9 protein-coding genes are annotated in these 16,108 nt (G+C 42.0%); all 9 read left to right on the top strand.

Annotated elements, in window-relative coordinates:
- The coding region (locus HMPREF9447_RS21445; RefSeq protein ID WP_009131889.1) for a SusC/RagA family TonB-linked outer membrane protein at positions 1-2,793 on the top strand (2,793 nt) is incomplete at its 5' end.
- Between the two features lie 17 nt (positions 2,794-2,810).
- A complete protein-coding gene (locus tag HMPREF9447_RS21440; protein ID WP_148374865.1) occupies positions 2,811-4,325 on the top strand; it encodes a RagB/SusD family nutrient uptake outer membrane protein in 1,515 nt (504 codons plus the stop codon).
- A gap of 18 nt (positions 4,326-4,343) precedes the next feature.
- Complete coding sequence (locus HMPREF9447_RS21435) at positions 4,344-5,219, top strand: hypothetical protein (protein WP_009131887.1); 876 nt, start codon at positions 4,344-4,346, stop codon at positions 5,217-5,219.
- 87 nt (positions 5,220-5,306) lie between these two features.
- The gene (locus tag HMPREF9447_RS27475; protein ID WP_009131886.1) at positions 5,307-7,433 is read left to right on the top strand and encodes a C10 family peptidase; all 2,127 of its coding nucleotides are present in this window, start codon (positions 5,307-5,309) and stop codon (positions 7,431-7,433) included.
- Positions 7,434-7,664: 231 nt separating this feature from the next.
- Positions 7,665-10,202, top strand: a complete 2,538-nt coding sequence (locus tag HMPREF9447_RS21425; protein ID WP_009131885.1) for a thiol protease/hemagglutinin PrtT — start codon at positions 7,665-7,667, stop codon at positions 10,200-10,202.
- 158 nt (positions 10,203-10,360) lie between these two features.
- Entirely contained in the window at positions 10,361-10,918 is a 558-nt protein-coding gene (locus tag HMPREF9447_RS21420; protein WP_009131884.1) for a hypothetical protein, read from the top strand.
- Between the two features lie 45 nt (positions 10,919-10,963).
- Entirely contained in the window at positions 10,964-12,223 is a 1,260-nt protein-coding gene (gene hflX, locus HMPREF9447_RS21415; protein WP_009131883.1) for a GTPase HflX, read from the top strand.
- A gap of 89 nt (positions 12,224-12,312) precedes the next feature.
- Positions 12,313-14,310 (top strand): DUF4954 family protein, encoded by a 1,998-nt coding sequence (locus HMPREF9447_RS21410; protein ID WP_009131882.1) that lies wholly within the window; start codon positions 12,313-12,315, stop codon positions 14,308-14,310.
- Positions 14,311-14,379: 69 nt separating this feature from the next.
- Complete coding sequence (locus HMPREF9447_RS21405; RefSeq protein ID WP_009131881.1) at positions 14,380-16,020, top strand: fumarate hydratase; 1,641 nt, start codon at positions 14,380-14,382, stop codon at positions 16,018-16,020.
- Positions 16,021-16,108 lie beyond the last annotated feature (88 nt).

Genomic DNA, 16,108 nt, shown 5'->3' with positions numbered 1-16,108 from the left:
AGTTCTGCGAAGACTTTGCTGATTTCGTATATTGGTATGCAGACACAAGAAGTGACAATTGCTTCTCATGTAAAAGTCACATTGAAGCCTGATACAGAGTTGCTTGATGAGGTTATTATTGTAGGATACGGAACTGGAAAGAAATTAGGTTCTGTAGTAGGTTCGGTTGCTTCAGTTGGTGGAAAGAAACTGGAGAAGAACCCTACTGTTAACTTCACAGATGCTTTGGCCGGTCAGGTTTCCGGTCTGTCTGTACTGTCCAGTTCAGGCGACCCCTCTAAGTCGGCTACAATTCGTCTACGTGGTGTGAACTCAATTAATGCAGGTAATACTCCGCTGTTCATTTTGGACGGTGCTCCAATCTCATCATCTGTTTTCAATTCATTGAATCCTGGCGATATAGAGAACATCACAGTTTTGAAAGATGCATCTTCTACAGCTATTTATGGTTCGCGTGCAGCGAATGGTGTTATTGTAATTACCAGTAAGAAAGGTAAGTTCGATCAAAAAGCTAGTGTTACTTTGCGTGCCCAATATGGTTTTTCCAGTATGGTTCAGGATAACGTAGATATGATGAACTCTTCACAGTACATCCAATTCCGAGAATTGATAGGGAGTCCTGTTCCACAAACTATTAAAGATAGAGTGGATAAATATGGTATAAGCACCAATTGGCGTGATGAAGTTTTTGATAGCCATGCACCGACTTATACATTAGATGCTGCTATCAATGGTGGTGGTAACAACATGTCTTACTATCTGTCTTTGAATCACCACGAACAAGAAGGTATCATTGCACAGTCAGGTCTTCGTCGTGAAGCACTTCGTTTTAACTTCGATACACGCGTAAAAGAATGGTTAAAAGTAGGTTTGCAATCAAACTTGGGCTATAGCCAGTATGAAACTAATAATGAAACAGAATCTACGAACATTTATACAAGTAGTCCATCTGTCTTCGCCAGATTTGCATTACCTTATGATTCTCCTCGTTTTTATACATTCGACGATAACGGAAACATTCAATGGGGTGACAGAGCTTCTCATTTGCTTTACAGTGGATTGACTACACCCGACTTTGTTAATGATAACCGTGATGTGCAAAGAAGAATTGTAACTGCCAACATCAACCTTTATCAGGAGCTTACTCCGATTAAAGGGTTGACCATAAGAGCACAGCAATCTCTCGATGCATATGATTCTACTTTGTCTAATATCGGGCTTCCGTATGAAGCATTCAAGACGCCGATGGGAACTAATGTTGCAGCACGCGATGGTTACCGTCAGGAAAGCTTTACCAGATATTATGCATTTACATATACGAATACAGCTGAATATAAATTTAATGTCGATGACCACAACATAAGTGTTTTGGCCGGACAAGAATCTATCATTTCTAAATCCAGAAGTTTTGGAGTATTTACCGAAGGTCATACGGATGCTCGCCAGATGAAATTGACACAAGCTCCGACTCCTGTTTCACCTAAAGACGACTTGACGCATACACAAGTAGAAACAGTATTCAATTCCATGTTCTTCACTGGTAGCTACAACTATGCTTCTAAATACTATTTGGATGTAACCTACAGACGTGATGGAAGTTCAAAATTCCCCAAGGATAGCCGTTGGGCTAATTTCTGGTCAATTGGTGCTATGTGGGATATGAAGAAGGAGAGTTTCATGGATAATATTGACTGGTTGAATGAACTCTCAATAAAGGCAAGTTATGGTACCACCGGTAACTCTGGTATTGGTAATTATGCTTACTTCGGTTTAATTGGTTCTGGAAGTCCTTACAATAATGAAGGTTCTTTGGGAATTTCGCAGGCCAGTAACACAGACTTGACTTGGGAGAAAGTTGCAGGCGTTAATGTTGGTTTGTCTTTCCGTATATTCGATCGCTTGACTGCCAATGTGGATTTCTATCAGAAGAAGACAACTGACTTATTAATGGATATACCTTATTCTTATACTACTGGTTTTAGCTCTGGTGCTGGAAATATAGGTGCTATGGTTAACAAGGGAGTTGATTTGGATTTCAAGGTGGATATTATTCAAAACAGTAATTTCTATTGGGGATTCAGAGCTAACTTTAACTATAATAAGAATGAGATTACAGAGTTATTTAATGGACGTGATGAATATAGCTTGCCCGACTATGGCTTGCAATATAAAGTCGGTCATTCTGTTGGTGAATTGTATTTTGTGCGCAGAGCTGGTGTTGACCCACGTGATGGAAAACAAATATGGTATGATAAAGATGGCAATCTGACTAAAGTATTTAACCAGGAGAGAGACGCAGTTTTGATTGGTAAGGATAGATATGCTCCGCTAAGTGGAGGTTTTGGTACAGAATTCACTTGGAAAGGTATTTCTGTGGGTGCTGACTTTACTTGGGCAGGTAAGAAGTACTTGATGAGTAATGACAAATACTTCATAGAGAATGCAGAACAAGGGCTCGCTAAGAATCAGACTACAAATATGTTGAATATTTGGACCACACCGGGACAGATCACAGATATTCCTGCTTCTACAGAAGCTATTCAAATGGACGACCACTTGGTTGAGAACGCTTCATTCCTCCGTTTGAAGAACGTAACCGTTCAGTATGAATTGCCGAAGTCGTTATTGAAACGTACTAATATAATCGAACGCTTTAACATCTTCTTCACCGGCCGTAACTTATGGACACTTACTAACTTTACCGGTTATGACCCTGAACCTGATATCAACTTGATTAAGTTCGGATATCCTAATACAAGACAATTCGTATTTGGTGTTGAATTAACATTTTAATTAAGAAAAAGATGATTATGAAAAAAATATTATTTGCACTATTAATGGTGGGCGCATTGGTTACTTCCTGCGATATGGACAAGAAACCTTATGGCAGTCTTGACAATGATACTGCCATCCAGAATCTGAATGACTGCCGTCGTTTCCGCAATGGGCTCTATGCGAGTATGAGAAGCCTCACTACCGGCGGGTATGTTAATTATCCGGAAATTCAGATGGATATATTCCAAGGAGTCACCACTAACGGAAACCGTATTGGTGAATTCTCTAATGGAAATATTAATTCGTCAACGAGAGATATCGCCACTATATGGGGAAATATATATTCGATGATTAACTCAGCTAACTTCATTATTAACAAAATGGATGAAATGCTGACAAATAATGAATACACTGCTGAAGAGCATGCAGAATTAGCTCGTTATGATGGTGAAGCTAAGTTTGTGAGAGCATATTGCTATTACTGGCTGGCTGATCATTATTGCTCAACTTATTCGGCAAGTATTGCACAATCTCCGGGTAGAGGATTACCTTTGGTGACTGTTTACAATCCGACCGGTGACAGTAGCAAATATCCTGGACGTAGCACGCAAGATGAGACGTATAAACTGATAAGCGATGATTTGACTGATGCTTATAATGCACTGCTTGAATATGAAAAGAGCGATAATGAATTTGTTGCTCCCAACGCCGCCTATTTATCTTCTTATGCAGTATTAGCGCTGCAAGCACGCATTGCTTTGCTGAAAGGTGACAATGCAACTGCTCTGTCAAAAGCTGAGGAGATTATCAAGTCTCAAATCTATAAATTGGCAGAAATAAGTGCTTATGAGACTATGTGGACAAAAGACGAAGGCACTGAAGCTATTTTCCGCCCGTTTATGAGTTCCACTGAATTAGGATCTTCACTTGGTGGCGCTTATTTGAGCACTAAATTGGATGGTGCAGACTATATTCCTACCTATGACATCTTAAATATGTATGACGAAGAAGATGTTCGCTTTGATGCTTTCTTCACGGTGTGGAAACTGGCGGTAGATGGTAATGATGTTCCGGCTTATGTATTCAAGAAATTCCCGGGTAATGAAGCCTTGAAAACGTCTGCTACACCTAATTATGTGAATATGCCTAAAATGTTCCGTATGGGTGAAATTTACCTGATTGCTGCTGAAGCAGCTGCTACTACAAATCCGACTTTGGCAAACAAATATCTTAATGAATTACGTAGCAAGCGTATCGCTGATTATGAAGAGATTAATTATGCTGATCAGATTTTGGTTCAACAAATACGCAGTGAACGTTTGAAAGAGTTGGTTGGTGAAGGTTTCCGTATGAGTGACTTGCGCCGTTGGGGTATCGGCTTCCAGCGTAATCCTGATCATCCTGAGAATCCGGACATCAATAATATTCTTGTTCCGAATGGAAAAGAACTTGCATATCCGGCAGGAGACTATCGCTTCGTATGGCCTATTCCATCTGCTGAAATGGAAACAAATCCGCAATTGGCAGGACAACAGAATCCCGGTTATTAATTTAAAAAGAATAAGTTTATGAAATATTTGAAAATATTGGTGGCGTTCTTACTGCCTCTATCGATGGTAGCTTGTAGTGATGACGATGATGCTATAAACTCCGGCAGCGCCACTATCGGATTCGCCCAAGGCGAAATGGACGTGAAGGAGAATGTTAGAAGTATTCAAGTACCTATTCAGGTGTCAGGAGATCATAATGGTCTTATTGAAGCTACTGTAACAGTGAAAGATGTTACCGGGGTAGTTATGGAAAATGATAAGACGGTAATTCTTACCTCTGGACAAATCAGAATACCAGCAGGTGTGGAAACTGCTAATGTAGAAATCTACCTTGATGTTGTAACGAAGGAAGATAACTTTGACCGCTCATTTAAAGTAGAAATAACAGGAGCTAAAGGAGCTTCTATTGGAACAAGTTCTTGTAAGATAAATATTCAGGAACAAATAGAACCTTACGATAAGCTAATGGGTACCTGGACATTTAATGCTGTTAATGCTGCAAGTGGTGCTGCTGTTAGTTTCACGGTTGTAGTTTCGGATGGTGGAGATGAAGCTAATCTGGAAAAGAGGTTTATCTTCGAAGGCTTTACAGATCCGCAAGGATACAAAGCATCTATCCCTTGGATTGTAAAATATAACAAGACGGCCGGAACATTGTCGTTGATAGAAGGTGAAACTTACAATACACTCAATTTTGGTTTTACAGGTGAAGTAAGAGTATGCCCGATGAGTATGAGTGGCGGACTTATAAAATCTTTAGATGCAACCTGGAATGAGACATTCGATGAAATCGTATTTAATCCGAATGGTATTGTTGGTGTAGGTGTATTTAGGGACGGAGTATATGCAGGCTATTGGGCTGTATATGCAGAATGCTCTATGAAGAAAAATTAAATTGTTCTTTGAATAATTGACTTTATGTATAGAAAAGGCTATGCTATTTTTACGGCATAGCCTTTTCATCATTAATATGATTGAAATATGAAAAAAGCTATTGTCACCCTTGTTTTTGTTTTCCTGATCTGCTCAGGATGGCTTTTTGCGGCTCCACGCACCCCGCAACAAGCATTAGAAATTGCTCGTACATTTGTGCGTTCTCATGTAGCCATGAAGCACATTGATGTAAAAGGGCTGAAACTGATAAACGGAGAAAGCATACAGACCCGTACTATGGCTTATCCGGCTTATTATATTGTTAATACAGGGAATGATAATGGATTTGTCATCATCTCGGGTGATGATTGTGCGCGTGAAGTATTAGCATATTCTGATAGAGGAAGCTTGAATTACGACCATTTGCCTCCTAACACTAAGTATTGGCTGGAATTTTATGCAGCTGAGATGGAACGAATGAATGAAAATGATGGTTCCGTGGAAAATCCGGTCGAGATTCAAAGTTCGGCGACGAGAGCAATACCTCCGGTTATTGCTCCGCTTTTAGATAAAATAGAATGGGATCAGGGAGACCCGTATAATCTGGATTGTCCGGAAGAAAGGGGAGAAAAAACTGTTACCGGCTGTGCTGCCACAGCATTGGCAATGGTGATGAAATATTATGAATACCCCAAACAGGGAATAGGGAGTTACAGTTATACAACTGCAACCCTAAAAAAAACACTTTCCGTAAACTATGAGGAGGCTAATTATAAGTGGGAATTGATGCTACCTCAATATACAAGTACGGCAACAGAGGAACAAAAGAAAGCAGTAGCCGAATTAATGCTTCATTGTGGTGTTGCTATGGATATGGATTATAATCTGAATGCTGCCGGCGGCAGTGGAGCAGGTATATTCAAACAATATAATGCTTTGACGAAACAATTCGGATATAATCCTAATATGTATTTTGAAGGTCGTGATTATAATAGCGAAGGGCGCTGGAAGAATATGATTCAAAAGGAATTAATGGCCGGACGTCCTATTCTATATAGTGGACAAAGTTCCGGAGGCGGACATGCGTTCGTACTGGATGGATGCGATGAGAAAGACATGTACCATTTCAATTGGGGCTGGAGTGGATATGCCAACGGATATTATTCGTTGAGTGCTCTGGAGCCGGGAGCTGGTGGTACAGGAAGCGGAAGCGGAGCTTATAATGCCATGCAATATATCATGTTACTTGTACAGCCGGAAACAACCGGAGAAATAATTAGTGGTTTCACATTGGAGGGAAGTATGGAAGCTACAAAGAGCCAATATGCAAGAGATGAAAGTGTTGGTGTAAGATTTACTAAAATCTGGAACACTGCTACGCCTATGACTGGTGTTATTGGTTTAGCTTTATATCAGGGAGATGAGTTTGTTACGTTTCTTACAAACCCTAGCGCTTTTTCGGGTATAAACATCGGAAGTGGATGGAACAGCATTACATTAAGTGGAACAATCCCTGCTTCAGTACCCAATGGTAGCTATCAACTTCATTTTGCCTCACAAAAAGAGGGTGAGAAAAAGCCGAGTATGCTACGTGGACTGGAAGATATGAGTACTTATTATAATGTAGAAGTCACTGCCAATAGTATTTCACTTAGCAATCCGGGAAGTAAGTTCGAATTATCCCAACTTGCTCCAGCTGTGCTGGTTGGCGAAGCTGTGGAAGGAAAAGAGATGACTTTTACACTGCAAGTAGAGAATAAAGGAATGAAGTATGAAGACGACTTTGCTGTTTATATACGCAAAAATGGAGCACTGCTTCCCTATACGCGCATAAGTGATTATACCGTAATACCAGGTAGTGCCTCCAGCACTATCACCATCTCCGGAAATCCCGGATTACCTGTAGGAGAGTATTATGCGATAGGCAGTTATCGGAAAGACGATACATGGAAGCAGTTCACCGGCAATGAGCTGAGACTTGTCTTCACAATTAAAGACGTAGAAACTGGTATTGAACAAGCTGAATCCATTCAACCTTTAAAGGTTGTTACTACAGCTACTGGACTGGATATCACCAGTGAAAATCTTGATGAGGTGATTGATATATATACCGGCTATGGAGTTAAAATAACAAGTATAAAGGGAGGAAAAGGTACCGTAGCATTGTCACAGAATGGTCTCTATATTATAAGACAGGGAAAGAATGTTTTAAAGGTTCTATATAATTCACATTAAAGACTTTTTTCAGGTATTCGGAGTAAATTTATTAAGAGCAGCTCTGATATTTTTACTTTAAAATAAAATTGGCAGATAAGGTTTGAACTTTGTCTGCCAATTGCTTTATGATACTTTAAACTCACCTTCGTTTTATATTGATTTGCAAAATAGCAGTGGAAAATCTTTGTAGGCTAATAAATTACTGTAATTTTGCAACTTCCTTTTTAATTACTCTAATAAATTATGCCTATGAAGAAATTACTACTCTTATTATTAGTGCTTTTATGTAGTTTAAGGGCATGGACTGCTCAACGTTCTCCGGAAGAAGCTCTTTCTATAGCTCGCACCTTCTTTATGCAGTCGTCCGGTGTTGTAACTCGTAATGTTGCAGATGTCCAATTGGTTGCCGTTTCCGGCGATTTACTGAAATCCGCATCTACCCGTGGTGCGGAGGGAGTTGCTTTCTATGTCTACAATAATGCACAATCTGCTTATGTCATAGTATCTGGTGACGACCGTATGAAATCTGTACTTGGTTATTCGGACAATGGAGGTTTTGTTACTGAAAATCTTCCATCCAATCTTCGGGGATGGTTGGAAAATTATAATGCTGCGTATATGGAGTTGGTCAATGGAAAGCAGGAGGTGATTGAACCTCAGCTTCTGACTCGTGCTACTTTTCCGGAAACAGTAGATCCGATGATGAGTGACATTAACTGGGACCAGGATACCCCTTATAAAAATGCTTGTCCGATTGTGGATACAGAACGCAGTGTGACTGGTTGTGTTGCTACGGCTATGGCAATGATTATGAAGTATTATGAATATCCGGTAAAAGGTAAGGGTGCACACTCTTATAAGCTTAAAGATGGTCAGACGTGTTCGTTTAATTATGGGAATACCACTTTTCGCTGGGATAAGATGTTGCCCCAGTACGTTAGCGGTGCATATACAGCCGAAGAAGCCGATGCTGTGGCTGAATTGATGTATGCTTGTGGAGTAGCTGTAGAAATGGTCTATTCCCCTAACGGTTCGGGAGCTTCTTCCAGAGCGGTGGCTCAGGCCTTGATTGATTACTTTGGATATAATGAGAATCTGGGCTATGTATCTCGTGAATATTTCACTTCCACCGAGTGGATGGATATGATAAAAAAAGAATTAAGTGAAGGGCGTCCGGTACTTTATAATGGAGCTTCAATCGACGTGGGGCACGAATTTGTGTTTGATGGTTACGATGCTCAGGATATGGTGCATGTCAACTGGGGTTGGGGAGGAGCTAATAATGGTTATTTTGAAGTAACTTCCTTGAATCCTTCTTCACCGGGTATTGGCGGTGGAACTAATTTGGGAGGCGGATTCGTTTTTGGGCAAGGTATGATTACCGGAATGCAGCCCTCTTCGGAATCCATGACTTATGTCTCACGTTTCTATTTGTCAAAGCTTGAGGCGAGCAAGCTGGAAGTGACCAAGGAAGAAAAATTTGCGATTACCATTACTAAAATGTTTAATATGACTTCGATGCTCAAGAATGGGCAATTGGCACTCATTGCAGAAAAAGGAGGTGAACAGTTGAGTTTGGGCAAAACTGCTATCGGAGATGTGAAGAGTAATTATGGGACAAACAGTATGACGCTTTCCGACGTAACCATTCCGAAGAGCTTGGCAGATGGCACATATGCACTTTACATGGCGACTAAAGATGAACGGGAAACCCGATGGAGTCGAGTACGTGGTATTGTAGGCAACGAAACTCAGTTTACACTTGTAGTGACTGGTGAAAAGTGTGTATTGACTCCGTTCTCCGGAAGTCTGAAAAGAGATGAAATCATCGGAAGTGTGGAGTCATTGCATAATTTGTATGGTGGTCGCAGAGGAGATTTCCGTGTGCTGTTGACCAATCAGAGTACGACGACAGAACTGTATGGACAGATGGCTGTTGTGTTCATTACTAAGGATGAAGCGCAAAATGCGCTTGCTCTTGTTGGTGAAGACCAAGTATTGTTGCCTCCGGGCACGGTAGATAAAGAACTGTTGCTTTCCGGTGATTTGCAAACCTATTCGCAGGCTTTAGATTTATCAGCTGGTGATTACTATATATGCCCGGCTATCCAGTGGGGAGATTATTGGTGGTTCATGACTGATGCGGCAAATACTGTTACTGTAAATAAAGCAACAGGCTCACCAACTTTGGTTGCGAAGAATATCCGTCTGGAGAATAATCAATTGAAAGAAGGAGAAACATTGAAACTGTCAGCTGATTTATCATTGAGTGGTATCGGCAATGTATATGATGAAAAGTTGATGGCAGCTATTTTTAAGGTAGGAGAAAATAGCACAACCAATTTACATTATGCTGAAGTGTTTGTAGAGGAAGGCAAATCGCTGAACTTTATGATGGAAATAGATCCGATGATAGGAGAAGGAAAATATACTGTAAATCTATATAAACCTGAGGCGAATGGTCAGTATAATGGTGACAAGCCATTGGCTGTGTTAAGCTTTACCGTAAGTTCAATCACTGGTATTGAGGATGAAGTCGTTGATAAAGACGTTGTTGTTATTTATGGGCAACCCGTAGAAGATGTACTTCGTGTTCACACTTCTGTTGCGGCAAGTAATATCAGCATCTATAACGTTTCCGGTCAGAAAGTCTTGCAGCAGGTATTGAGTGATACTACAGGCAATGAGTATTCTGTTTCAGTAGGAAGATTAACAGCCGGATATTATATTGTTATTTTACAATCCGTTGATGGAAAAATATATCGGAGCAAATTTATAAAGAAATAAGATTGCACAATAATTGCTTTGAAAGATGGGGAAAGGGTATGTTGAATAGCCTTTTCCCTTTTCTTTTACAGATATTTTGGGCTAATTGTGCCCTATTTGTTATTATTTACGTATATTTGCTTCTCAAGTTAAAGTAATTCGTAGAATGAAGGTGCACTATGATAAAATATAAATTAGTTGTTTCTGTTTTAATCTTATGCTTATTGCTGGGAGTGTCAGCATGCGGTACAAGCAAAAAACAATCAAAGAAAGAGAATGTGAAGACAGAAGAAATATCCATGAACCAGCAAGATACCCGGAAGGATTTGATAATGGGAGGCTCTCCTGCCTCCACCTCTCCTGTGGTCTACATTTATAAAATGAAAGCGGATTATTCCAATCTGGTTCCTGTGATAATGGATGGGGGACGCAGCCGGATTGTCTCTTATCCTCACCCGAAGGATTTGTTTAGAGGAAAAGAACTCTGTCTGCCTACTCCTTTAGTACAAGGCTACTGGTTGGATAATAGAGGAATAGGCCCTAATGTGGCTTTTCTCACCTATACTTATGAAGAGTATAGCAAACTTCCCGTTGCTCCCTCAATGGAAGATTTATTGGCGAACATTGCCGATAAATATCCGTTATTAGAAATACATGCGTGCGGCAGACGGGCTGATTATAAGGAGATCGTTTCTGAATTAAATGAAAAGATTTCTGAAGGATTTCTGCAAAAATAATTATATTTGCCGCCGCTAATAGTATATATAAATAAGGTATAGTAAATGAAAGAATTTGTAATCTCCGAAGTACAGGCAGAAACGGCGGTATTGGTTGGTCTCATCACGAAAACACAGGATGAGCGCAAGACGAACGAGTACCTCGATGAACTGGCATTCTTGGCTGAGACAGCCGGGGCGGAAGTAGTGAAACGGTTTACTCAGAAGTTGGACCAGGCACATTCTGTGACCTATGTCGGCAAAGGTAAACTGGAAGAAATTAAAGAATATATCCGGAACGAGGAGGAAGCTGAACGCGAAATCGGTATGGTGATTTTCGACGATGAGCTTTCTGCGAAACAGATACGTAACATTGAAGCGGAGTTGAAAATCAAGATATTGGACCGTACTTCGCTTATTCTCGATATTTTTGCCATGCGGGCACAGACTGCCAATGCGAAAACTCAGGTGGAGCTGGCACAATACAAGTATATGCTCCCTCGTCTGCAACGTTTGTGGACTCACTTGGAACGCCAAGGTGGTGGTTCCGGCGCCGGTGGCGGTAAAGGTTCCGTGGGACTTCGTGGTCCGGGTGAAACGCAGTTGGAAATGGACCGCCGTATCATCCTGAATCGTATGTCGTTGTTGAAAGAACGTCTGGCAGAAATAGATAAACAGAAGTCAACCCAGCGGAAGAATCGCGGACGTATGATTCGTGCGGCATTGGTGGGGTATACCAATGTGGGTAAATCCACTTTGATGAACTTGCTTGCCAAGAGCGAAGTATTTGCTGAAAACAAGCTGTTTGCAACGTTGGATACTACTGTGCGCAAGGTGATAATCGATAACCTGCCATTCCTGCTTTCAGATACGGTTGGTTTCATTCGTAAGTTGCCGACGGATTTGGTAGACTCCTTTAAATCAACACTGGATGAGGTGCGCGAAGCGGACTTGCTGTTGCACATTGTGGACATTTCGCATCCGGATTTTGAAGAACAGATAGAAGTAGTCAATAAAACATTGGCGGATATTGGTGCAGCCGGTAAGCCAATGATATTAGTATTTAATAAAATAGACGCTTACACTTATGTCGAGAAAGCGTCTGACGACCTTACCCCCAGAACAAAGGAAAACTTAACACTCGAGGAACTGATGAAGACGTGGATGGCAAAGATGGAGGATAACTGCCTCTTTATTTCTGCCCGCGAAAAAATCAATTTAGAGGAACTCAAGAGTGTGGTTTACGCACGTGTGAAAGAGTTGCACGTACAGAAGTACCCTTACAACGATTTTCTTTATCAGACCTACGAAGAAGAGGAAGAATAATTTAAGTTGTTAGTTATTAGTTATTTGCTAGAAGGTTAACAGCGGCAAACAACTAATAACTGATGACTGATAACTAAAATTGGTTGGTCATGAATTATAGACGTTTAACTGAAGACGAAGTACTTCGGTTGAAAAGCCAGTCGTGTCTGGCGGATGATTGGGGGAAAGTAACGGTAGCGGAAAACTTTGCTACCGAATTTGTGCATCATACCCGCTTTTCGGGGAGTGTACGTTTGGGTGTGTTTCAATCAGAATTCACATTGCCGGGAGGGATTAAGAAACATTCCGGTTTGCGCCATGTAACGCTCCACAATGTCACTGTGGGGGACAATTGCTGCATAGAGAATATCCAGAACTATATTGCTAATTATGAAATCGGGCATGATACATTCATTGAGAATGTAGATATCATCCTGGTGGATGGATTGAGTAAATTCGGTAATGGGGTAGAGGTGTCTGTGCTGAATGAAACCGGTGGACGTGAAGTGCTTATCAATGATAAGCTTTCTGCACATCAGGCTTATATCCTGGCCCTTTACCGTCACCGTCCGGAATTGATTTGTCGGATGAAAGCCATCACTGATTTTTATTCCAATAAGCATGCTTCTGCGGTGGGCACTATCGGCAATCATGTGATGATACTCAACACCGGTTCTATCAAGAATGTGCGCATCGGAGATTATTGCCGCATTTGTGGAACATGCCGCCTCTTTAATGGTAGTGTCAATAGCAATGAAGAAGCACCGGTGCATATCGGTCACGGAGTTATTTGCGACGACTTTATCATTTCTTCCGGTTCGCATATAGACGACGGGGCCATGTTGAGCCGCTGTTTTGTGGGGCAGGCTTGTCGCTTGGGACACAATTATTCAGCATCCGAATCGCTTTTTTTCAGTAACTGTCAGGGAGAGAATGGTGAAGCCTGTGCCATCTTTGCCGGACCGTTCACGGTGACACACCATAAATCCACTTTGCTGATTGCCGGTATGTTCTCATTCATGAATGCCGGTTCGGGCTCCAACCAGAGTAACCATATGTATAAGTTAGGGCCGATTCATCAGGGAACGCTGGAGCGTGGAGCCAAGACTACTTCTGACTCTTACATCCTGTGGCCCGCCCGTGTAGGTGCTTTCTCACTGGTGATGGGACGCCACGTTAATCATTCCGATACATCCAACCTGCCTTTCTCTTATCTGATAGAGCAGAACAATACGACTTATCTTGTGCCGGGTGTCAACCTGCGCAGTGTGGGAACCATCCGTGATGCACAGAAGTGGCCGAAGCGTGACAAGCGTACGGATACGAATAAACTGGATTTTATCAATTATAACCTGCTCAGTCCCTACACTGTTCAGAAGATGTTCAAGGGGCGGGAAACGTTGCAGAACTTGCGTCATGCTTCGGGAGAGCTTTCCGATATCTACTCCTTCCACAGTGCAAAAATACGTAACTCGGCTTTGGTGAAAGGTATTCAATTCTATGAGATAGCTATTCATAAATTCCTTGGTAACTCCGTCATTAAACGTCTGGAAGGAATAGACTTCAAGAGTAATGAAGAAATACGTGCCCGCTTGAAACCCGAAACTCCGATAGGTAGCGGTGAGTGGGTGGACATTTCCGGTCTGATAGCTCCGAAAAGTGAAATAGATGCGTTGATTAATGACATAGAGTGCGGCAAAGTAGACCGCCTGAAGTATATCAATGCGGAGTTTGAGAAGATGCACCAGAATTACTACACTTACGAGTGGACGTGGGCTTATGAAAAGTTGGAAGAATTCTACGGAATCAAGCCTGAGAATATAACTACAGGAGATATCATCCGCATAGTAGAGAAGTGGAAAGAAGCTGTAGTGGGACTGGACCGCATGGTGTACAACGATGCCAAAAAAGAATTCTCCCTGGCTTCCATGACAGGCTTCGGTGCTGATGGTTCGCGTGCGGAGAAAGAAATGGACTTCGAGCAAGTGCGTGGAGATTTCGAGAGCAATCCGTTTGTTATGGCAGTGCTGAAACATATTGAAGATAAGACGGCGCTGGGTGATGAATTGATAGAGCGTATGCAAAGGGTGGCATCATTTTCACTCTAATTAAAGAAATATTTCAATAATAGTTCTTACCTTTGCTCTACAATTCATTAATTTAATATTCGAGTAATTATGGCAACAACACCTCCGTTCCACTATCAACCTATGTTTGAGCATGGGGAAGACAAGACTGAGTATTATCTGCTTACAAGAGACTATGTGTCCGTAAGCGAGTTTGAAGGAAAACCGATGCTGAAGATTGAAAAAGAAGGTCTTACGGCAATGGCTAACACAGCTTTCCGCGATGTGTCATTTATGTTGCGCCGTTCGCACAATGAGCAAGTTGCTAAGATATTGAGCGACCCCGAAGCAAGTGATAACGATAAATATGTAGCGATTACCTTCCTGCGCAATGCGGAAGTAGCTTCAAAGGGGATACTTCCCTTCTGTCAGGACACCGGTACGGCTATCGTTCATGGCGAAAAGGGACAACAGGTATGGACGGGCTACTGCGATGAAGAAGCCCTTTCACTGGGTGTTTACAAGACATATACCGAAGAAAACCTGCGTTACTCTCAGAATGCTCCGCTCAATATGTACGACGAGGTGAACACGAAGTGTAACCTTCCCGCACAAATTGATATTGAAGCCACCGAAGGCATGGAATACAAATTTCTCTGCGTAACCAAAGGTGGTGGCTCGGCTAATAAAACTTACCTGTATCAAGAAACAAAAGCCATCCTGAACCCCGGAACATTGGTTCCTTTCCTCGTTGAGAAGATGAAAACATTGGGTACGGCTGCTTGCCCCCCTTATCACATCGCTTTCGTTATCGGCGGTACTTCTGCCGAGAAGAACCTGTTGACTGTGAAGTTGGCTTCCACGCATTACTACGATGAATTGCCCACTACAGGTAATGAATATGGTCGTGCATTCCGCGATGTGGAACTTGAGAAGGAAGTATTGGCGGAAGCTCATAAGATTGGCCTCGGTGCACAGTTTGGTGGTAAATACCTCGCTCATGATGTACGCATCATCCGTCTGCCCCGTCACGGTGCTTCCTGTCCGGTAGGTTTGGGTGTTTCCTGCTCTGCTGACCGTAACATCAAGTGCAAGATTAACAAAGAAGGCATCTGGATTGAGAAACTGGACAGTAATCCGGGCGAACTGATTCCGGAAGAAATGCGTCATGCAGGCGAAGGTGCTGTAGTGAAGATTAACCTGAACCAACCGATGGCAGATATTTTGAAAGAGTTGACTAAGTATCCGGTAGCTACCCGTCTGTCACTGAACGGTACGATTATCGTAGGTCGCGACATTGCACATGCCAAACTGAAAGAACGTCTGGACCGTGGTGAAGACCTGCCGCAATATATCAAAGACCATCCTATTTACTATGCCGGTCCTGCCAAAACTCCTACCGGAATGGCTTGCGGCTCTATGGGCCCCACTACTGCGGGACGCATGGACTCGTATGTAGAACTGTTCCAAAGCCATGGCGGCAGCATGGTTATGCTTGCCAAGGGTAACCGTAGTCAACAGGTGACGGATGCCTGCAAGAAATACGGCGGTTTCTATCTTGGGTCTATCGGTGGTCCTGCCGCTATCCTGGCGCAGAACAATATCAAGAGTATCGAATGCGTAGAGTATCCCGAACTCGGCATGGAAGCCATCTGGAAGATTGAAGTGGAAGACTTCCCGGCATTCATCTTGGTAGATGATAAGGGCAACGACTTCTTCAAGCAACTGAAACCGTGGAATTGTAGTAAGTAAGAAACGTTTTTCTATAGATTAATTGAAAGCTGCCCCAAGAGGTTAATTACTTCTTCGGGACAGCTTTCTTTGTTTATTCTCATACCTA

This window comes from Bacteroides oleiciplenus YIT 12058 (assembly GCF_000315485.1).
Taxonomy (GTDB): domain Bacteria; phylum Bacteroidota; class Bacteroidia; order Bacteroidales; family Bacteroidaceae; genus Bacteroides; species Bacteroides oleiciplenus.
The sequence above is the reverse complement of the archived record's forward strand: the minus strand, read 5'-3'. Positions and strand labels throughout refer to the sequence as shown.